Genomic DNA, 21,514 nt, shown 5'->3' on the forward strand with positions numbered 1-21,514 from the left:
TCACAAGTGGCGTACCACTGTTTAGCTTACTGCACGCGGCGTTCGATGGTGATTTGTTCCACTTCAACGCGGCGGTTTGGTTCCAGGCACTTGATCAAGTCGGCACGCTTCTTGTTATCGCAGGTGACGACAGGATTGGTGGAGCCCTTGCCTTCGGCCGTCAGGCGGTTGGCGGCGACACCGTGGGCGACCAGGTATTCCTTGACTGCATCAGCGCGCTGCTGCGACAGTTTCAGGTTGTACTTGGCCGAACCGATGCGGTCGGCATAACCACTGATGACGACGTTATTGACGTCCGGCGCTGCGTTCAGCACGCGGGCGATTTCGTCAAGCTTGGTCTGTGTCGGGCCCAGCTTGGCGCTGTCGAACGCGAACAGTTCCGTTGCTGCCATCGTCACTTTCTCAAAGCGTGCTGGCGGTGGCGGCGGTGGTGGCGGCACGACCACGACGACTTCTTCACGCACTGGCGGCGGTGGCGGTGGTGGCGGCGGTGCAGGTGGTTTGTCGAACGCGAAGTTCAGGCCCACGGTGACGTAGTAGTTGTTGGCCTTGCTGCTCGGGTCGAACGTATTGCCGCGCAGGAAGCCGTGCACGTTGCGCACGTCAGCCTGGAACGACAGTTGATCGTTGATCGTGGACTGGAAGCCCAGACCGACGCTGGCGTACGGCGAGCTCTTTTTGCGTTCGCCAAAAGCGAAGCTGGTGTCCTTGTCGCGCTGCATGCCGGCACCGACCAGCAGGAAGGGGCGGAAGGCTTTACGCGAGAACATGTACAGACCGTCTACGCCCAGCGTATTTTGCTGGTAGCGCTGTTGGCCATCCTTGGAGCGGGCATACGTGGTGCCCAGCTGGATATCCCAGTCCTGGGAAACAGGTTTACCGAAACGCAAGCCTGCGCCATACCCGGTTTTATCCGTAGCGAAGTCGGAATCTGGCTTGAGTGCGTTGAGGCTAGGTTGAATGTACCAGGAAGGATTGATTTCCTGGGCCTGTGCGCCGAGGGCGGAGCACAGTACTGCGGCGGCAACGGCGATTTTTTTTAGATTATTCACAAGTAACTCCCAACGTTGATAAGAGATTTTCTCTAATGCATCAATGCGACAACTGCCAGACATGCTCTGCTAGAGATAGACAACAATTCCAGGTGCGCTTTCTTGCGATAAATGCACTGCTGTTGGAGTAGAGAATACGGTTGCAGGTTCACGTGGTCGGTGCGTTAGCGCACAAAGCATTGTTGTATATCAATGGTGTTGCAGATTCACGACAACTACTTCGGTGTTGAAAAAAACTAATTTGCCTCCGGAAAATTTTGCAATCACGGCCATATCCTGGCGCCGTAACTGGAGGCAATCGTACGACTTGTTACCAGCATGCCACTGTATATTAGCAACAATGATGAGCTTGATAACTAATATTACATTGATGTTGTATTCCTGCCGCGTTCTGTTGTTTTTCCGGGCTTCTCTCGGGCAACTATCGTGCGCCGCAGTCAGCTCCGCCACTTTTCATCAAGGAGTTACCCGTGCCTGACCACCCCCGTGCTGTTTCTTCCCCGCTGTCCGGCAAATTGGCCCCGCTGGGTCTGCTGGCGGTGCTGCTGTCGCTGGGCATGGCTATGCCGGCCTGGGCCGATAGCGGCGTGTCCCTGTTTTCACCGAGCGGCACGGTCAAGGCCGTGCGCCAGGTACGGGCCCAATTCTCCACGCCGATGGTGCCGTTCGGCGACATGGGCTTGCCCGCGCCGTTCGCCATCGATTGCGGCAAGGCCGAACCTGCCGTCGTGGCGGGCGCGGGGCGCTGGGCCGACGAGCGCAACTGGAACTACGATTTCGAGCGCGACTTGCCGGCCGGCGTGGCGTGCAGCTTTACCTTGAAAGCGGGGCTGAAGGACCAGGCAGGCAAGCCCTTGCAGGGGACGGCGTCCTACCGCTTTTCCACGGGCGGCCCGGCCATCGTCGAGGCCGTGCCGTATGACGGCCAGCCGTATATCGATGAAAACCAGATCTTCGTGCTGGGCCTCGACGCGGTGCCGAACGACGCCAGCGTGGCCGCCAACGCGTATTGCCGCGCCGATGGCATCAATGAAAAGATTCCCGTGCGGCAGCTTGTGGGCAAGGAACTCGAGCAGGTACTGGCCCTGCGCAAGAGTTTTCTCGACCGTTACCTGACCGTGTATTTCAAGAAGCGGGGCACGCTGTGGAAAGTGGGCATGCCCGTCGCCAGCAAGGGTGCGCCGCCGCTGCCTGTGACCGTGTTGCAATGCAAGCGCAGTTTTCCCGCCAACGCCAAGGTGTCGCTCGTGTGGGGCGAGGGCATCGCCAGTGCCAGCGGCATCGCCACGGACAAGGCGCAAACACTGCAGTTCAAGACGCGTCCCGATTTCACGGCCAAGTTCAGCTGCGAGCGCAGCAATCCGAAGGAACAGTGCATTCCCTTCCTGCCCATGCGCGTGCAGTTTTCCGCGCCCGTGAGCGCGGCGCAGGTGCGCGCCATGACCCTGAAAGGCGGCGGCAAGACGTATGCGCCGACGATTGCAAAAGAAGAGGAAAAGGCGGAATTCCTGTATGGCGCCACCTTCAATGGCCCGTTTCCCGTGCAGGCCAGTTTCGTGCTGGCCCTGCCGCCGAAGCTGACGGATGACGCGGGCCGCGCCTTGCTCAACCGCGCGCGCTTCCCCATGACGGTGCGCACGGGCGAACAGCCGCCGCTGCTGAAGTTCCCGGCCCCGTTCGGCATCATCGAAGCCAAGGGCGATGGCTTGCTGCCGGTCACCGTGCGCAACATCGAGCCTGTGCTGTCGGGCAAGGAAGTCGCGCAGCCATCCGCTGCCGCCACGGGCGCCACCTTGCGCGTGCCCGACAATGACGACAAGTTCATCATCGAGTGGATGCGGCGCCTGGCCGGCAATGGCGATGGGGGCGAATACTGGCAGCCATATGCGCAATATGCGGGCAACATGAGCAAATCCGTGCTGGCCGACGCTGCCGGCACGCGCCCCATCAGCTTGCCTCGTCCGGACGGCAAGAAAACCTTTGAAGTGATCGGCATTCCTTTGCTGAAACCGGGCTTTTATGTGGTCGAACTGGCCAGCCCCATCCTCGGCAAGGCCTTGCTGGGCAAACCGACGACGGCCTATATCCGCACGGCCGCGCTGGTGACGAATCTGGCGGCCCACTTCAAGCATGGCGCGCAATCGTCGCTCGTGTGGGTGACGTCGCTGGACAAGGGCGCGCCTGTCGCGAAGGCGCAAGTGGCCGTGCGCGACTGCGCCGGCAAGCTGCTGTGGCAAGGCGCCACGGGCGCGGACGGCGTGGCGCACATCCCCGGCGAGCTGGCCAATTCCTCGTGCAAGAACAATGGCCGCTACTTTATCAGTGCGCGCAGCGGCGGCGACATGACGTTCACCCTGTCGGACTGGGTGGGCGGCATCGAAGCCTGGCGTTTCAATTTGCCCACGGACGACACGCGCGCCGACAACACCTTGCTGGCCACGGTATTCGACCGCACCTTGCTGCGCGCCGGCGAAACCGTGCACATGAAGCATTTCATCCGCAAGCACACGGGCGAAGGCATGAGCCTGGTTGACAAGAACAACGGCCCCGGCAGTGCCACCTCCATCGTCATCACGCACCAGGGCAGCGACCAGAACTACCAGCTGCCCCTGCGCTGGTCCGCCAGCGGCACGGCGGAAAGCGACTGGCTCATTCCCGCCGATGCCAAGCAGGGCGAATACAGCGTGACGATGGCGGGCCGCCCGTCCGGCAGTTTCCGTGTGGAAGCGTTCCGCGTGCCGACCATGAAAGCCGTGCTGCAGGGACCGAAGGCGCCCGCCGTGCAGGCGAAGCAGCTGGCCCTCGATGCGCAAATCACGTATCTGGCTGGCGGCGCCGCCACGAATGCGCCCGTCAAGCTGCGCACGGTGCTGCAAGACAAGAGTGTTTCCTTTGCCGACTATCCCGAATACAGCTTCAGCAATGGCGACGTGAAGGAAGGCCTCGTCAAGCAGGGCACAGGTTACGACGACGATGAGGGCGAGTGGCAGGACGAGGGCAATGGCGGGCGTGCCGGCCCCGGCGCCACGGCCGCGCGCACGCAAAGCTTGGCCCTGGACAAGGCGGGCGGCGCGCGCATCGTCATCGACCAGCTGCCGCAGCTGTCCACGCCGCGCGACCTGGTGGCGGAAATGGCTTTCCAGGATGCGAATGGCGAGACGGCTTCCGTGGCGACAAGAGTGCCGCTGTGGCCATCGAACGTCGTAATCGGCATCAAGCCTGACGCCTGGGCCTTGAGCAAGGATGCCTTCAAATTCACGGTGGCCGTGCTCGGTACCAATGGCAAACCGGTGGCGAACGCCCCGGTCGCCGTCGACTTCTTCCAGCGCAATAGCTATTCGCACCGCCGGCGCCTGATCGGCGGCTTCTATGCATATGAAAACAGCAGCGAAGTGGTCAAGCTGGGCCCTGCATGCTCGGGCAAGACGGACGGCAAGGGCCTGTTGATGTGCGACGTGAAGGCGCCCGCCAGCGGCAATCTGATTTTGCGCGCGCGCACGCAGGATACGTCCGGCAACGCGGCGGTGGCCAACCGCGAAACCTGGGTGGCCGGCAGCGGCGACTGGTGGTTCAACGCCAGCGACAATGACCGCATCGACGTGCTGCCGGAAAAGAAACGCTATGAACCAGGCCAGGAAGCGAGCTTGCAGGTGCGCATGCCGTTCCGCTCGGGCACGGCGCTGATCACGGTCGAGCGCGAAGGCATCCTCGACACCTATGTGCGCCAGCTCAATGGGCGGGAACCGGTGGTGACTATCCCGGTCAAACCGAACTATGCACCGAATGTGTATGTCTCCGTGTTTGTCGTGCGGGGCCGTGTCGATGGCGTGCAGCCGACGGCCCTGGTGGACTTGGGCAAGCCCGCTTACAAGATGGGCATCGCGCCCTTGAACGTGGGTTGGCAGGCGCATGAACTGAACGTCATGGTGGTGTCCGACAAGGAAGTATATAAAACACGCGACAAGGCGGAAGTGTCCGTGCGCGTGCGTCGCGCCGATGGCAAACCGCTGCCGGCCGGCGCCGAAGTGGCGCTGGCAGCCGTCGACACGGGCTTGCTGGAACTGATGCCCAACGATAGCTGGAAGCTGCTTGACACCATGATGGCGCAGCGCAGCCTGCAGGTGGAAACGGCGACGGCGCAGATGCAGGTGATCGGCAAGCGCCACTTCGGCCGCAAGGCCTTCCCGGCCGGCGGTGGCGGCGGCAAGGGGGCGAGCCGCGAGCTGTTCGACACCCTGCTGTTCTGGAAGGGTTCCGTCAAGCTCGACGCCAAGGGCGAAGCGACGGTGCAAGTGCCGCTGAACGACTCGCTGACGGGCTTCCGCATCGTCGCCATCGCCAGCGCCGGCAAGGAATTGTTTGGCACGGGCAGTACGGATATCCGCAGCTCGCAAGACTTGATCTTGATGTCGGGCTTGCCGACCCTCGTGCGCGAAGGCGACCAGTTGCGCGCGGGATTTACCGTGCGCAACACCTCGGCCGCATCCTTGAGTGTGGACCTCAATGCCAGCGCGGCCGGCAAAGCCTTGCCGCGCCAGAGCTTGACCCTGGCGGCGGGCGAAGCGCGCGAAACGGGCTGGGATTACCAGGTGCCGCTCGGTGCGACCAGCATTGTGTGGGAGATAGTCGCCAAGGCGGGCAGCCATACGGATAAACTCAAAATCACGCAAAAGGTGGGCCAGGCCACGCCCGTGCGCACGTATCAAGCCACCTTGCAGCAAATCGACAAGCCCATCAATATGTCCGTGCAGATGCCAGCCGGCGCCTTGCCGGGCCGGGGCGGCATCCAGACCAGCTTTGTCGCCAGGCTGGGCAGCGAGCTGCCCGGCGTGCGCGAGTACATGGCGGCCTATCCGTACACGTGCTTCGAGCAAAACACATCGAAGGCCATCGCCCTGCAAGACCAGGAGGCGTGGAACAAGCTGGCCGCCAGCCTGCCCGCCTACCTGGACAGCGACGGCTTGCTGAAATACTTCCCCATCATGGAGCCGGGCAGCGACAGCCTGACGGCGTATGTATTGTCGGCAACGAAAGAGGCGGGCTATGCGATTCCCGAACAGACGAAAAACCGCATGGAAGCAGCCTTGACGGCCTTCGTGCAGGGCCGCATCGTGCGCCGTTCCGCGCTGGATACGACCGACCTGGCCGTGCGCAAGCTGGCCGCGCTGGAAGCGCTGTCGCGTTCGAACAAGGTGCCGCCCGATGCCCTGGAAAGCATCAGCATCAGCCCGAACCTGTGGCCGACGTCCGCCGTCATCGACTGGAGCTTGTTGCTGCAACGCACGCCAAGTCTGGCGCGCCGCGATGTCCTGCTGGCCGAGGCGCAGCAGATCTTGCGCGCGCGCCTGAATTTCCAGGGCACGACCATGGGCTTTTCCACCGAGCGCAAGGATAACTGGTGGTGGCTGATGGTCTCCGGCGACGTCAATGCCAACCGGCTGCTGCTGGCCGTGATGGACAACCCGGCGTGGAAGGACGACATCGGCCGCCTGGTGCGCGGCAGTATGGGCCGCCAGAAGAAGGGCCGCTGGGATACGACGGTGGCCAACGCCTGGGGCACCCTGGCGATCGCCAAGTTCTCGACCAAGTTCGAAGCCACGCCCGTGACGGGCGCCAGCGCCGTCAAACTGGGCAGCGATACGCAAGCCCTCGTGTGGAATGGCGCGGCGAAGGTCGGCCCCGTGCTGCAAGCGTGGCCGAAGGGCACGGACACCCTGGGTCTGGCGCACAGCGGCACGGGCAAGCCCTGGGCCACCGTGCAAAGCCTGGCGGCCATCCCGCTCAAGGCGCCCGTCTCCAGCGGTTACACGATCAAGAAAACCATTATGCCGGTGGAACAGAAGACGGCGGGCGCCTGGTCGCGCGGCGACGTCTACCGCGTGCGCCTGGACTTGTCGGCGCAGGCGGACATGAGCTGGGTAGTGGTCGATGACCCGATTCCCGCCAGCGCCACGGTGCTGGGCAATGGCCTGGGGCGCGATTCGCAGCTGCTCACGGCGGGCGAGAGGTCCACGGGCTGGGTCTGGCCCACGTTCGAAGAGCGGGCGTTCGACGCTTTCCGCGCGTATTACGCCTTCGTGCCAAAGGGTAACTGGAGCGTGGAATACACGGTGCGCCTGAACAATGCGGGGGATTTCAGCTTGCCGGCCACGCGCATCGAGGCCATGTATTCGCCCGAGATGTTTGGCGAGTCGCCGAACGCGAATGTGAAGGTGGGGCAGTGAAAGGGTTTGTTTTATTGATGGGCGGCTTGCTGGCCGGCCCGGTCTTCGCTGAAGCGATATTGACGCCGGCCCAGGTGCAGGCCGCGTACCGCAGTTCGGAAGCGCAGCTGCTGGACCGCAGCGGCGCGCCGCTGCAATCCTTGCGCGTGGACATGAAGGTGCGCCGCTTGCCGTGGGTGCCGCTGGCCGACATCTCTCCCGCCGTACAGCAGGCCGTGCTGCTGGCGGAAGACCAGCGCTTCATGCGGCATGGCGGCGTGGATGTGTCCGCGCTGGCCACGGCCGCCTGGGACAATCTGTTTTCGAAAAAGCCTCGGGGCGCTTCGACCATCACCATGCAGCTGGCAGGCCAGCTGGACACGGACTTGCAGGCGTCTTCGGGCGGACGCAGCCTGCGCCAGAAATGGGACCAGATGCGTGCGGCCCAGGCTATCGAGGATAGCTGGAGCAAGGCGCAGATTTTCGAAGCGTATTTGAACCTCGTATCGTTCCGTGGCGAATTGCAGGGCATCGCGTCCGCCTCGTACAGCCTGTTCGGCAAGGCGCCGTCGGGCCTGAACCAGACGGACGGCATCATTTTGGCCAGCCTCGTGCGGGCGCCGAACGCGCCGCCGGCCGCCGTCACGCGCCGCGCCTGCGCGCTGGCGAAGGAATGGCGCATGGACAGCAGTTGCCAGCTGATCGGCCAGCGCGTGCAGACGGCCTTGCAGCGCAACGCCCTGTATGCGGAGCTGGCGCCGGCGCCGCAAGTGGCGCAGCAACTGTTGAAACAGCCGGGCGCGCAAGTCGCCAGCACCCTGGACGGCCCCTTGCAGCGTTTCGCGCAGGAAAACCTGCGCCAGCAACTGGCATCCTTGCGCGAGCGCAACGTCAACGATGGCGCCATCATCGTGCTCGACAACCGCAGCGGAGACATTCTCGCCTATGTCGGCAATGCGGGCGGCAGCCATGTCGATGGCGTGGCGGCCCTGCGCCAGGCCGGTTCCACCTTGAAACCGTTCTTGTATGAACTGGCCATCGAGCGCCGGCTGATGACGGCCGCGTCCGTCATGGACGACTCGCCGCTCGACGTCGCCACGGCGTCCGGCATGTATGCGCCGCAAAACTACGACCGCAATTTCAAAGGGTATGTCAGCGCCCGCACCAGCCTGGCCAGTTCCCTCAACATTCCCGCCGTGCGCACGGTGTTGCTGACGGGGCAGGACGGCTTCTATAACCGCCTCAAGGACGTGGGCCTGTCCAGCCTGACGGAACCGGCCGAATACTACGGTCCTTCGCTGGCGCTGGGTTCGTCCGAAGTAAGCCTGCTGGAACTGGCCAACGCCTATCGCGCGCTGGCCAATGGCGGGCTGTACAGCACGGCCAGCCTGCAGCCGGGCCAGGCGGGCAAGGATCGGCGCCGCGTGATGGAGCCGGGCGCTGCCTTCATCGTCGGCGATATCCTGGCCGACCGCGCCGCGCGCAGCATGACCTTTGGCTTGCGCAACGAGCTGGGGACGAATTTCTGGAGCGCCGTCAAGACAGGCACGAGCAAGGACATGCGCGACAACTGGTGCATGGGCTACTCGGCGCGCTACACGGTGGGCGTCTGGGTGGGCAACTTCGACGGCAAGCCCATGTGGGACGTATCGGGCGTGACGGGCGCCGCGCCCGTGTGGCGCGACGTGATGGATTACTTGCACAAGAACGTGCCCAGCCATGCCCCGAAAGCGCCGCCCGGCGTATTGCAGCAGATGGTGGCGTACCAGCCCGCGCTGGAAGCGCCGCGCCGCGAATGGTTTATCGCTGGCACGGAAAGCCCCGTCATCGCCGTATTGGGCGACACCGTGAAGCCACCCGCCATCGTGTATCCGGCTGAGGACAGCATCCTCGCCATCGATCCCGACATCCCGCCCGCCTTGCAGCGCGTGTTTTTCCAGGCCCAGGGCAGCCACGCCTTGCGCTGGGTGCTCGATGGCAAGGACATGGGCGGCGCAGCGGAGAGCATCAGCTGGCGTCCCGTGCCAGGCAAGCATGCGCTGGCGCTCGTCGACGGCGCCGGCAAGACGGTGGCGCAGGTGGCGTTCCAGGTGCGGGGGAATGCCTTGGCGCAGCTTGCCGCACAGGGCAAATAATCAGTTCGATGGATAATTTGCCGGATCGATGGCTGGCGTGACGTAGTGCCGCAATACATCGCCGCCGTGCGGATGTTTTTGCGTGCGGCGTTTTTCTTCCGATGGCGGGCTGACCAGCACGATGGTCGCTTCGTCCGGATTGCGCAGGTTTACCACGGCGCTGATCCCCCCATCGCGGTAGCTGCCCATCACGCCGATGGCCATCTGCACGAACAGGGTGGCCGCGCCCGTGTTGCCCAGTCGCTGATCCGTGTCGATCCACTGCGCCGTGTTGCCGCTGTCGAGTTCCGTGCCGCCATCTTCCGCATGTTTCAGCAAGGTCTTGTGCAGCGCCACCAGATGCGCCTGATTGCCGCCCGTGGCGGCGACCAGGCGTGCCGGTGCGGCGGGACGCTCGGCTTCCGGCAAGCTGCGCAAGGCTTCCTGCCAGCCCGCCTGCAATGCCTGTTCGCGCTGGTCCTTGCGCGTCAACGGTTTGCCATCCTTGTCGAGCATCCTGACGAACGTGGGCCTGTGGATGAAGCCGAAGGTGGGCAGGCGATCCAGCTGCGCCAGTTGCTCCTTGTTGAAGGGCAAGGGAAACCACGGAGTGGGTTGCCAGTCTTTCGGTGGGTGATAGGTCTTGTGCTGGAGCTTGTCGAGCATGCTGAAGCTGCCCGTGCCGCGGATATCGGAGCGCTGCGCAAATTGCGCGGCGATGGGGAGCCATTCGGTGATTGAGGGCTGGCGCTGGGTGAAGGCAGTGGGGTCTACCTTCTTGCGCGGGTGCGGCACGGCCCGCATCAATTCGTCATACGCCAGATACAGGCGCCGCGCCACGCCGTAGGTATTCAAGTCATCGACGCTATCCTCGGGCGGTGCATCGTCGTAGGCGAACTTTCGCACGGCATCGATGCGCTCGCGCCGTGCCAATACGAAGAGGGCGGAGGCGTCGGGCATTTCGGGGATGTAATAGCCGTCCTTGAGCAGTTCAGGTGTTGTGGGAAGGCGATTAATATCGCGTGACTCTATGCCATCATGCGAATTCAGGATGATGTATGGCACGTCGGGATTCGCATCGAAAAATGCGAAAACATCTTCCAGAATATGCTCGGGGTGCTCGTCGAAGCGTCGCGCCCCTGCCACAAACAAATGCCAGTGCATGCCGGAGGAGGAGGCGCTGCCCGCCAGGCCCATGATGGGGGAATGTGGAGTATCTTGCAGCGCCGGATCGGCAATGGGACCTTCGGCGTTAAATATGGGCACGGCAAAATACATCGGCGTGTTCAGTGCGCCATTTTCCAGGGAGTCACCTGCACGTCCCCCACTGGTGCCAGCTTTGTCCAGGCTACTCCATGGATATTTCTTCCTATCTTGTTCACGGATGCTGGCATAGGCGTTACCCTGCTGCAGCGCTTCCCACAGCTTGCCCTGGCGATACTTGTCCAGGGTGACGCCGAGACCGATGACTTCCAGGATATATTCGCGCTTTTCCTGTTCGCTGGGCGCAGCCTGCCGCACTTGCGGCTTTGCGGCTGCCACGGGCTTCGACGAGTGCAGCCAGCGCGAACCGAGTAATGTGGCCGCGACGATGGGCGGGATCAGCAACAGCCATTGCAGGTGCTTCCATATATTGCTGCTCATCGTAGGCTCCAGTAAGAAGGGTGATGGGCTGATCAACAAGGATCCAAGCAGTGCCAGCGCGATGAAGGCTGCACCGAGCGGATGTCGCAAGCGTGGAAATGGGTTTTTCATTTTGGGATGTCGTCGCTGGCTTTATAAATGACAGGAGAGATGACCGATTCAGTGCGCCTGCCGTTGACTATTTCGCACACGACGGTGGACGGCAGGCCAGCATGCAATGCGGGGACACACGCGGGGAGTTCTCCCGAGCTGTAATAGTCCGCATTGCCCTTGATGATAGCCTTACGCGACGCCGGCTCAGCAGCTAAATAGATTGCAAATTTTTTCGCAAAAGTATCCCACTTCAATATCGATGGACGCGGTATGTTGTCATTCGTTTTTAGCCGCCAATCCGCCACCGCACACAAATACTGGTAAAACCGTGGATCGCTGCTCGCCTTGCCCCCGCCAATAGCCACGTCATACGCCGTCACGTTGCGGTGGTTTTCCGCATTGCCGATGATGGCGCCGTGGAAGGATTTGGGGCTGACCTCGTTCTGCCAGCGCTGGCGCGCCTCGTTCGGGGTTTCTTCGCGATTCACAAGTAGCATGTCGCCACCGCCCGGGTGGCGCAAGACGCGGTCGAGCTTGCATTGGTCGCCCGCTTCCTTGCCCAGGTTCAGGGCCTTTTCCACTTGCTCGCGCTCGCCCGCGCCGAACATGCCGGCGCCGTATTCGGGAATACGATGCTTGAGTGGCCGGGGATCGGCGATGATTTCCTGCCTGCGCATGCGCAAACCTTGCTTGCTGGTTACCGCGATGGCCGCATCGATCGGGTCGACCTCCTCGCACGGTCCTTGCTGGTCGCGCGGCAGCTTGGCCTGGTCGGAATCCCTCGGGAACTTACCAGGGCGGATCTCGCCACCGTCCAGCACGGGTGCCCTGGGAACGCGCAGTGCTTCGCCATTGATCGTGCGCAAGCCTTCGCGCCGTCCAGCTTCCGTTGAAAAGATATTCCATTTTGCGGGTTTGACGGGCGGCCATTGTGTCTCGGCATGGTTGCCCCGATGACCCCGGTTGGCGCCCGCCACATGGGCATGGTCATCCTCGCCTTCCAGGCGCAGGGCGAAGTCGTGCGGCGGCAGGCCCACCAGCACCGGTCCGCTGTTCTTGCCAGTGGCATCCAGGCGTTGCTTATTGGTAAAGACGCGCTGGTAAAATCCTTTACCCAGTTCCACCAGCGGCTGGCGGCGCTGGAATTCCTTTTCCCAATAGGTGGGGCCATCGCCCCAGATGCTTTTGTCCGTCTTGCCCCTGGTCTTTGACAGGCCATGCCCGTCGATGTGGTCGGGTATCCCCTGCCAGCCGATGCCTTGCATATTATCCAGCGCCACCGTCATGTCTTCGGGACAAAAGTACAGGTAGACCTTGCCCCGGTTGTCGCGGTCCGCTTCCGCGCGCCATGCCGCGCCCGCCATCCCATGGCAGACGGTGTGATCCTTGATTTGCGCGAAGGCGGGCGTGGCGTGCTTTTTTGCCACCACGCCCTGCACGATCTGCACCAGCGTTTGCAGGCGCGCATGCAGGGTCTGGCGATTGCTGATGGCGTCGTACTGGTCTTCCATCGCCGCATCCCGGCCACCGCCAAAGATGCGGCTGGTTTCCGCCGCGCCAAAAAACATGGTCGTGTCTTCCACCAGGCTGTAGGGCGGATGAGTAAGGATCAGCGTGTCGGCCGGCCGCTTGCCTTCGTCGAGCAGAAAGGCCTGTGCCAGCAGCGAGATCAGACAGCCCTGGCTGTGCGCGACGATGGACACCACGTCATTGCTGTCGTAGTCGCGGATCATGGCGATGAGCGCGGCCAGGCGCTTGGCGGCCAGCACCATGTACATGCGGCCCGGCGCCGTCATCAGCGGCCGCACGGGGTCGCCGCCCACGTCGTATGGAGAGAATAATCCCTTGTTCCACATGTCGGGCAGGGTATTGGTGGCATTGCCGAACGGGCCGCCGTTCTTCGACATGTCCTTGTCCATGCGGTTGCCATAGCGGTCCGTATTCTGGCCGTTGACCATTTTGCTGGCGTTGCTGCGTTCGCGAAAGCCCCAGTAAAACGGGATGACGGGGCTGTACGTCGCGTCATCCGGCTTGCGCTTGAAATACACGTCGTCCGGGTCGGCTATGGTTTCACGCTTGTCGGACTCCTGCGGCAGGCGGTAGGTGGCTGGGGTGAACACGTGGCCACCGCCATACATGCGCGCATCGAGTCCCTGGCAGAGTCCTTTTTCCACGGCACTGAAACTCGTACCCACATCGTTGACGCCATGGATGACGATGACGTTGCCCGGCAGCTCAGGGCGGATGCGCACGATGGCGTCGTTGAGGCGGCCGCAATGGAGCAGGGCGGTGTTCTTGCCGCTGGTGTAGGGAAGTTTGGGATAGGCCATCGCCGCTCCATGCTGACCAGACAGGCCAGTGTAGAGGGGCGGGATGGCGGATTAATTGCGTTTACGCAAGCATTGCGGAAAAGAAGGCGGCCTTACGGTGCACTGATGATCTTCGTCAGCGCGATGCGGTACGCGGGCTGCACGTCGCCATCCTTGTCCAGCTTGTCCGTCATGATCACGCCGTAGCCTTGCGCGTACCACACGTATTCGCCGCTCTTGCCTTTGCTCTTGCCGCCGACGTCGCGCAGTTCGAACTTGCAGGCATCGGGGAAGCGGCGGCCGCCCAGTTCCAGGCGTTCCCAGCCCAGGAAGGTGATGGAGAAATCGCGTTTGTCCGTGCGCGTGGAGGTGGTGATCTTGTCGGACAGGCCCGCCAGCGGGTAGTGGGTGCTCGTTTGCGTGTCCGTGAACTGCACGCGCACTTCCTGGCCGGGGCGCATGGTGGAGGGGATGGCGGACTGCGGCGTGTAGACGTTCTTGCTGCGCACGGTGCCGTCTTCGTTGTAGTGGATGGCGCCCGTCAGGAAGACCTGGCCGTCGCGGATATCCTGGTAAGACGTGGCCAGCAGCACGCCGCCGTCGAGGATCAACTGCGTGCCTTTCTGTTTCTTGCCTTCGAACATCTCTTCGACGTTGACTTGCGCATCGCCATTGTTCTTGCTGAACTTGATGCCTGTCGTCAGCTCCATGCATTCGCCCACCGTGGGCGCCGCCTGCACGCTTGCGGCCGCGAATACGCTGGCCGCCACTATTCCACACCATGCTGCTTTCATTGTCATCCTGAATATATTGCAAAGGCGCGATGATAACGTGCCTTGGAGCAATGTGGCGCAGCGCTGGAGGCAGACTTAGCGGGCCGGCGCGACTGGCGTCGCTGGCGGTGCGGTGGCCGGTCCGCTGGCGGCCGGAGTGTCCGGCGCGGCCACGGGCTTGCCGCGCCGCGTGCGTTTGTCCGTGCGCGTCTTGGCTGGCTTGCCGTCGTGAACCAGCTTGCCTTTGTTATCAAGCTTGTCGGACTGGTCCGATTTCTGGCCTGGATCGTTGGGATTGTTGGTGTGGTTGCCCGTCTGATTCAGATTCGTCGTCGACTGGGCTTGCACCCAGGCGCCGCCGACGGTCATCAGGGTGGCGGCCAGCAAGAGAGCGGCGGTTTTCATGGCAGTGTCCTGTGCAGAAATGAGGAAGAGCTTGCATTCTCACACAGGATACCGGCGGCACGGGTAGGACGCCGCCTCATGGCCGTGTCGGCTACTTGCTACTGATTATCGGAATTGTTCCGTCGAGATATCGAAGCGCTTGAGCTTGTCGTACAGGGTTTTCTTTGGAATATTCAGGCTGGCAGCCGCGTCGATGACGTTGCCGTTGTGGCGGCGCAAGGCTTCTTCGATGATGGAAATCTCGAACGTGTCGACTTGCTCGGCCAGCGAGGCTTCGCGGCAGCCGGCCGGGCTCAGGGTGTCGTCCAGCAAGCCCAGCACGAAGCGGTCGGCCACATTGTGCAGCTCGCGCACATTGCCGGCCCAGCGCTGCGCCATCAGCGAGGAGATCAGTTCGCCGCTGACGAGGGCAGCCGGCTGGCCGTAGCGCAGGGCTGCCTGCAGCACGAAAAACTCGAACAGCAGCGGGATATCCTCGCGCCGGTTGCGCAGGGCGGGCAGGGTCAGGCTGGCCACGTTCAGGCGGTAATACAGGTCGGGACGGAATTTCCCTTGTTCCGCCAGCACATTCAAATCCTCCTTGGCGGCGGCGATGACGCGGAAATTGACGGAAATGAGTTTATTGGAACCGAGCCGCTCGACTTGCCGCTCCTGCAGCACGCGCAGCAGTTTCACTTGCAGGGCCAGCGGCATGCTTTCGATTTCATCGAGAAACAGGGTGCCGCCGTTCGCATATTCGATCTTGCCGATGCGCTGGCGCTGCGCACCCGTAAACGCGCCTTCCTCGTGGCCGAACAGTTCCGATTCGAAGATCGATTCGGGCAGGGCGCCGCAGTTGATGGCGACGAACGGATGGTCGCGCCGTTCGCTGAAGTCGTGCAGGCAGCGGGCGATCAGTTCCTTGCCGGTGCCCGTTTCGCCGAGGATGATGATGTCGGCCGATTTCGGCGCCAGGTTCAGTACCAGCTGGCGCACCTTGGCCATGGCCGCGCTGCGGCCCACGATGCGCGCCTCGATGCCGACGCGCTGCTCGAGCTGGCGGCGCAAGTTCATGTTTTCCAGCACCAGGTGGCGCTTGTCGAGCGCACGGCGGCACACTTCCACCAGCAAGTCGGCGGAAAACGGTTTTTCGATGAAATCGTAGGCGCCACGGCGCATGGCGCCCACTGCCATCGACACGTCGCCGTGGCCCGTGACGAGGATGACGGGCAGGCTGGCATCCTGCGCCACGGCGATATCGAGCAGTTTCAAACCATCCATGCCGGGCAGCTTGATATCGCTCAATAAAATGCCGGCAAATTCGGGCACCAGGTAGGGCAGCGCTTCCTCGGCCGTGGCGACGGCCGTCACTTGCAAGCCCGCCAGCTCCAGCGATTGCCGGGCGCCCTTGCGCACGACGGCATCGTCTTCCACCAGCAGCACTTGCATGCCTTCAAAATTATTCTCGTGCATTCCCTATTCCTTCGTCTCTATCTTATTCTCCCCCGAGGCGCAGCTCAGGGTGATGGTAAATTGTGCGCCGCCCCCTTCCTGCGCGCTGCGGTTGCGCACGGCCAGGGCGCTGCCGGCCGCGCGCAGTATGCCTGCGCTGATCGATAATCCCAAGCCCAGCCCGTGTTCCTTGGTGGTATAGAAGGGGTCGAAGATCTTGTCGAGCGAAGCGAGCGGGATGCCGGGACCATTATCGGTGATATGCAGCACGGCGAGGTCGCCTTCGCGGCGCACCTGGAACCAGATGTGCACGGGCTCGCTTTCCGGCACGGCATCCATGGCGTTCGTGATCAGGTTGGTAAACACCTGTTCCAGGCCGATGGCGTTGCAGAGGACGATGATGTCGTCCTCCAGCCAGCTTTCATGCAGGGTCAGGCGCTGCGAATGCTTGCGCGTGCGGATTTGCAGCATGGTTTGCGCAAACGCCTGGCGTACGCTGACGGGTTTGCGCGCATCGTCGCTGCGCCGCGCAAAGCCTTTCAGTTGCGACGTCACATAGCCGAGACGCTTGACGAGGTCGGAAATGGTCGACAGGTTATCGAGCGCATCCTCGATGCGCCCGCGCGCCAGAAACACCTTGGCATTGTCGGAAAACGTTTGCAGGGCGGCCAGCGGCTGGTTCAGCTCGTGCGTGACGCCGGCCGCCATCTGGCCGATGGCCGCCAGCTTGCCGCTTTGCACCAGTTCCGCCTGGGCATAGCGCAGGGTCTGCTCGGCCCGCTCGCGCTCGGCTACTTCCGCCTGCAGGCGGCCATTCGCATGCACGAGATCGGCCGTGCGCTGTTCGACCTTGATTTCCAGCTGTTCATAAGCGCGCGCCAGGGTCTGTTGCGCATTGAGCTTGTCGGCGATGCGGCGCCGGCGCTGGCGCGCATACATCAGGGCCAGCAGCAGCAGGGCCCAGCCCAGCGCGGCGGCGATGGCTGCATTGCGCGCCGCCTCGTTGACCTGGTCGAGCTCGGCCAGCACGGTGATCTGCCATTGCAGCGGACCCAGGGCGCGGTTCACGGCCAGGTAGTCTGCGCTGCCGGACAGGGCAGGCGTGTCGCCCGTCTGCGGACGTTCCAATGTCATCACGCTGGCGCCATCGGCAAACTGGCGCCGCACGCGGTGCGGCAGGATGGGCAGATTTTCTTGCAGGAACTGGCGCTGTTCGCTGATGTCTTTCTTGGCGTCCGCCGACAGCGGGGCCAGGGTCTTGAACTTGAACGCGGGTGTGGTCGCCAGGATCAGCACGCCATTTGCATCCTTGACCCAGATCTGTTCGCCCGCGCCGGGCGTGCGCCACGATTGCTCGATCCAGTCCAGGTTGACCTTGGCGGCGACGATGCCGATGATGCGCCCGTTGCGCTGCACGGGCTGCGAAATGAAATAACCCGCTTCGAAGGTCGAGGCGCCGATGCCGTAGAAGCGGCCGATGCCGCCCGCGATCGCATCCTTGAAGTAGGGCCGGAAACCGTAGTTGACGCCCACGTAGGAGCTGCGGTCTTGCCAGTTGCTCGACGCCAGGGTCGTGCCCTTGTCGTCGAGCACGTAGACGGCAAAGGCGCCCGCGCGGCGGTTCATGTCGACCAGGTAGGCGTTGATCTGCGTGACCTTGTCGGCGCTGGGCTGTTCCAGCAATTGCGCGACAGCATCGCTCTGGGCCACGGCCAGGGGCAGGAATTCGTACTTGTTGAGGGCGCCGCCGATGGACGCCGCATACAGTTCCGCGCGCGAATCGAGGGTGCGGTGCAATTCATCGAGCTGGCGCTGCTTGACCCAGGCATACGACGCCCACGTCAGCACGACCAGCGAGCCCACGGCCAGCAGGGGGGCGAGCGCGGGTCTCAGGGGCCATTTGCCGAATGCCATGGTGCTCCGTGTATCGGGTTAAGCGCGCGAGGGCCGCCAAGGCGGTATTGTAGTGTACGGTGGGATTCGCCTTGAATCGGCGAATCCTGATCTATATATGACATGCAAATATTCGGCGTCTGACAAAACCGAAGCTGAAACCCGCAAGTCGAGGACTGGGGTCGGACCTTAAGGTCCGACCCCGGCACTTGCTTTCGGGTTTGGCCGCACGACGACTAATCTGCCGTACTTGCCATCGTTTCCGCGTTGTGATGGCGCTGTTGCTCTTCCATCACCATCTCGCCCAGCATGCGTTTCAGACGGTTGAACTCGGGGTCGCTCGGGTCGCGCGGGCGGGGCAGGTCGATGGCCACGTCGCGCTTGATGGTGCCGGGACGGTAGGTCATGACGATGGTGCGGTCGGCCAGGTAGATCGATTCCTCGATCGAGTGCGTGACGAAGACGATGGTAGTGCCGAAGACTTTCCAGATTTTCAGCAATTCATCTTGCAGGTTGCGTCGCGTCAAGGCATCCAGCGCGCCGAACGGTTCATCCATCAGCATGATCGGCGAATCGAGTGCCAGCACGCGGGCAATCGCCACGCGCTGGCGCATGCCGCCCGACAAGTCTTTCGGGTAGCGGGCACGGAATTCCGTCAAGCCCAGCATGCTCAGCAGCATGTCGACCCGTTCCTTGATCTCGGCCGGCGTCTTGCCGGCGATTTCCAGGCCGAAAGCGATATTGCTTTCGATGGTCATCCAGGGGAACAGCGCGTATTCCTGGAACACCATGCCGCGGTCGGGACCGGGTTCGGTGATCAGCTTGCCGCCGGCCAGGATCTGGCCCGAGGTCGGCTGCGAAAAGCCGGCGATGGCGTTGAGCAGGGTCGACTTGCCGCAGCCGGAGGGGCCCAGCAGGCAGATGAACTCGCCGCTGGCGATTTCCAGGTTGATATCCTTCAGGGCGATGACGTCCGCGCCGCCCGTGGTGAAGATTTTATTGACTGCATTGATATTGATCGTGGTCATGGCCGTTCCTCTCAGTGTTCCAGGCCGCGGTGCCACTGCAGCAAATGATTATTCAGGGCATTCATGGCGATATCGATGGCCAGGCCGAACAGGCCGATGGTGAACATGCCGGCGATAATCTTGTCGGACCAGAAGTATTCGCGCGCTTCCAGGATGCGGAAGCCGAGGCCGCTATTCACGGCGATCATCTCGGCCACGATCACGACGATGAAGGCCGTGCCCATGCCGATGCGCGCGCCGGCCAGGATATACGGCGTGGCCGCCGGCAGGATGACGCGGCGGAACATGGTCATCTGGCTGGCGCCCAGGTTGCGCGCGGCACGGATGTAGATGCCGTCGACCTGGCGCACGCCGGCGATGGTATTCATCAGCACGGGGAAGAAGGAACCGATGCTGATCAGGAAGAAGGCGGGCGGGTTGCCCAAGCCGAACCACAGGATCGCCAGCGGAATGTAGGCGATCGGTGGAATCGGGCGCAGCACCTGCACCAGCGGGTCGAACAGTTTATAGATGGTCTTGTTGGTACCCATCAGCAGGCCCAGCGGCAAGGCCAGGCCGGCGCCGATGGCAAAGCCGCCCAGCACGCGCGACAGGCTGGCCCAGGCATCGTGCGGCAGTTCGCCGGAGAACATCCACACCAGGTAATTGCCCGCTTCGGGCGTGTAGGCTTCCATGGGGATCAGGTATTCATACCATTTCACCACCACGGCGACGGGCGACGGCAGGATCTGCGGGTTGATCCAGCCAAACGTCGACATGGCTTGCCACAACAGCAGCACGGCGACGGGCACGGCGGCGCCGTGCGCGAAGCGTTTCATCATTTGAATATTCATCGTGACACTTTCAGATTAGCGAGGTGCGTAGGATTTCTTGGCTTTTTCCAGCAGGTCCAGCTTGACCCAATCCTTGGCGACAGGCGCTTTGGCCATGCGGCCCACGCCGAATTTCACCATGTAGTCGGTGGTCAGCTGCACGTGGCTCTGCGTGATGTCTTCCGTGAAGATGGCATTGTCGATGGCATCGCGGTAATCCTCGGTCGTGATCTGGTTCTTGAACATCGATTCGCGCACGTATTTTTCCGCCAGTTTCGGGTCGGCCAGGAAGGCGCGCGTGGCAGCGACGAAGCAATCCATGAAGCGCTGGGCCACGGCCGGCTTTTCCTTGTACATTTTTTCCGTCATCACCAGCGCGCGCACGGGCTCGCCCAGCGGCGTGTCGTAAGGCTTGAGGATGGCCGCGCCGTATTTCTTGTGGATTGCCTGGGTCGAGTACGGCTCGGACTGGCTCATGACGTCGATATCCTTGGTCAGGAGCGCCTGGTTCAAGTCCGGGTAGCCCATGTACAGGATCTGCACGTCCTTGCCCGGCTTGTCGGACCAGGTCAGCTTGGCCTTGGTCAGTTCGGCAAACAGCAGGATTTCCTGCGGGCCGCCGCGCGTGACGCCGACTTTCTTGCCTTTCAGGTCGGCGATGCCCTTGATGTTCAGGTCGGGACGGCCGACGATCTGCACGCCGCCCTTGGCAAAGCCGCCCACCAGGTACACGGGCAAGCCCGTGGCGCGACCCGTGATGGCCGCTTCCAGCGCGCTGGCGGACACGTCGATTTCGCCGGCGATCATGGCCGGCACGATGTCGAGGCCCTTGGCGAAGATGCGCTCTTCAATTTTCAGGTCGTATTTCGGCGCGATTTCCTTCATGTAGGCGACGGCGCCGTAATGGGCGAATTTCAGGTTGCCCAGGCGTACGGTATCGGCTGCGTGGACGGCCAGCGGGAATTGCGCGGCCAGTGCGACGGCCACGGCCAGTGCCTTGGTGTTCAGGAAGGATGCGATGCGGAAGGTGCGTGCCATGCTGTTGTCTCCAAAAGGTAGATGGTTTTATATAGTGGGTCAGGCTGCCGCTCTGATGGCGGTTATGAAAATATAAAAGCATCTTCCGTGCCAGTGGAGCGCATTTTGGCGTTTATTGCAAGTGATTGTTTATAAAGGTTTAATTTGGATCTATTGAAAATAGGAAATGGCGATATTCCGCGTTTCCGCACGGGGAGGGGAAAGGCTGTGCGGATTGCCGCATTTTTGGCGGACGGGCCCGATGTCCGCTTGCGGGTTCATTGCAGGTGAACCTTCATGGCGTGGCCGACTCCAATCGTAAAAAAACGCGTTGCAGACAGGCTGGCAACGCGTAACTCCCCCGTGGAGTAGGGGCGGCGCCGCGCGGGCGCCTGATCGATCGCCGTCCGGCGGCCTCGTCTTCAGGCTTTACTTCGGCGCCGTGGCGGGCGGCAGCGCGGGCGCGGTGGCCGGGTCGGTCAGCGGCGCAGGCGGCGTCGTGCTGCCTGGACCCGTCTCCGGCGTGGCTGGCATGACAGGTGCCGGCATCACTTGCGGGGTGGAAGCGGGATTGGGTGCCGTTTCGGGCAGGGGCGGCTCGGCCGGTTTTTTACAGGCGGACAGGCTGACAAGCAAGGCGGCGGCCAACAGGGCAGGTATTTTCATGATATTTCCTTTGCAAGAGTCGAAGGTGCGCGATGCGGGCGGCGGGCGCCGCGTGCGAAGCTTGAATTTATTGC

The 21,514-nt window shown here is 62.6% G+C and carries 13 protein-coding genes; 2 read left to right on the top strand and 11 right to left on the bottom strand.

Translation table 11 applies throughout. From position 1 onward, the window contains the following. Nucleotides 1-26: 26 nt before the first annotated feature. Nucleotides 27-1,052: an OmpA family protein gene (locus CSQ92_RS00930; RefSeq protein WP_034786319.1), complete on the bottom strand. Its 1,026-nt coding sequence runs from the start codon at nucleotides 1,050-1,052 to the stop codon at nucleotides 27-29. Between the two features lie 470 nt (nucleotides 1,053-1,522). Here CSQ92_RS00930 and CSQ92_RS00940 point away from each other — a divergent pair, with 470 nt between their 5' ends. Next, nucleotides 1,523-7,276, top strand: a complete 5,754-nt coding sequence (locus CSQ92_RS00940) for an alpha-2-macroglobulin family protein (protein WP_257219092.1) — start codon at nucleotides 1,523-1,525, stop codon at nucleotides 7,274-7,276. Nucleotides 7,277-7,293: 17 nt separating this feature from the next. Beyond that, nucleotides 7,294-9,390 carry a penicillin-binding protein 1C gene (pbpC, locus tag CSQ92_RS00945; RefSeq protein ID WP_099392983.1) on the top strand — a complete coding sequence of 699 codons (2,097 nt, stop codon included), beginning with the start codon at nucleotides 7,294-7,296 and terminating at the stop codon, nucleotides 9,388-9,390. Here the strand turns inward: pbpC and CSQ92_RS00950 are convergent, their stop codons facing one another. The 10 genes from CSQ92_RS00950 to CSQ92_RS00995 form a co-directional block, all read right to left on the bottom strand. Further along, nucleotides 9,391-11,013, bottom strand: a complete 1,623-nt coding sequence (locus tag CSQ92_RS00950) for a type VI lipase adapter Tla3 domain-containing protein (RefSeq protein ID WP_180276904.1) — start codon at nucleotides 11,011-11,013, stop codon at nucleotides 9,391-9,393. Between the two features lie 107 nt (nucleotides 11,014-11,120). After that, on the bottom strand, nucleotides 11,121-13,436 hold the full coding sequence (locus tag CSQ92_RS00955; RefSeq protein WP_099392985.1) for a T6SS effector phospholipase Tle3 domain-containing protein: 2,316 nt from the start codon (nucleotides 13,434-13,436) through the stop codon (nucleotides 11,121-11,123). A 92-nt stretch (nucleotides 13,437-13,528) separates the two neighbouring features. Next, a complete protein-coding gene (locus CSQ92_RS00960; RefSeq protein WP_143450254.1) occupies nucleotides 13,529-14,209 on the bottom strand; it encodes a hypothetical protein in 681 nt (226 codons plus the stop codon). 75 nt (nucleotides 14,210-14,284) lie between these two features. Then, on the bottom strand, nucleotides 14,285-14,593 hold the full coding sequence (locus tag CSQ92_RS00965; protein ID WP_099392987.1) for a hypothetical protein: 309 nt from the start codon (nucleotides 14,591-14,593) through the stop codon (nucleotides 14,285-14,287). A gap of 105 nt (nucleotides 14,594-14,698) precedes the next feature. After that, nucleotides 14,699-16,045 carry a sigma-54-dependent transcriptional regulator gene (locus CSQ92_RS00970; RefSeq protein ID WP_070278602.1) on the bottom strand — a complete coding sequence of 449 codons (1,347 nt, stop codon included), beginning with the start codon at nucleotides 16,043-16,045 and terminating at the stop codon, nucleotides 14,699-14,701. Between the two features lie 3 nt (nucleotides 16,046-16,048). Further along, nucleotides 16,049-17,938, bottom strand: a complete 1,890-nt coding sequence (locus CSQ92_RS00975) for a sensor histidine kinase (RefSeq protein ID WP_099392988.1) — start codon at nucleotides 17,936-17,938, stop codon at nucleotides 16,049-16,051. Between the two features lie 215 nt (nucleotides 17,939-18,153). Next, nucleotides 18,154-18,945, bottom strand: coding sequence for an ABC transporter ATP-binding protein (locus tag CSQ92_RS00980; protein WP_034786306.1), 792 nt, complete (start codon nucleotides 18,943-18,945; stop codon nucleotides 18,154-18,156). Between the two features lie 11 nt (nucleotides 18,946-18,956). Next, entirely contained in the window at nucleotides 18,957-19,766 is an 810-nt protein-coding gene (locus CSQ92_RS00985; RefSeq protein ID WP_370385376.1) for an ABC transporter permease, read from the bottom strand. Between the two features lie 27 nt (nucleotides 19,767-19,793). Then, nucleotides 19,794-20,795 (bottom strand): ABC transporter substrate-binding protein, encoded by a 1,002-nt coding sequence (locus CSQ92_RS00990; RefSeq protein ID WP_034786304.1) that lies wholly within the window; start codon nucleotides 20,793-20,795, stop codon nucleotides 19,794-19,796. A 408-nt stretch (nucleotides 20,796-21,203) separates the two neighbouring features. Beyond that, nucleotides 21,204-21,440 (bottom strand): hypothetical protein, encoded by a 237-nt coding sequence (locus tag CSQ92_RS00995; RefSeq protein ID WP_070255060.1) that lies wholly within the window; start codon nucleotides 21,438-21,440, stop codon nucleotides 21,204-21,206. Between the last annotated feature and the right edge of the window lie 74 nt (nucleotides 21,441-21,514).

Origin of the sequence: Janthinobacterium sp. BJB446, from assembly GCF_002735655.1 — a bacterium.
Taxonomy (GTDB): Bacteria; Pseudomonadota; Gammaproteobacteria; order Burkholderiales; family Burkholderiaceae_D; genus Janthinobacterium; species Janthinobacterium lividum.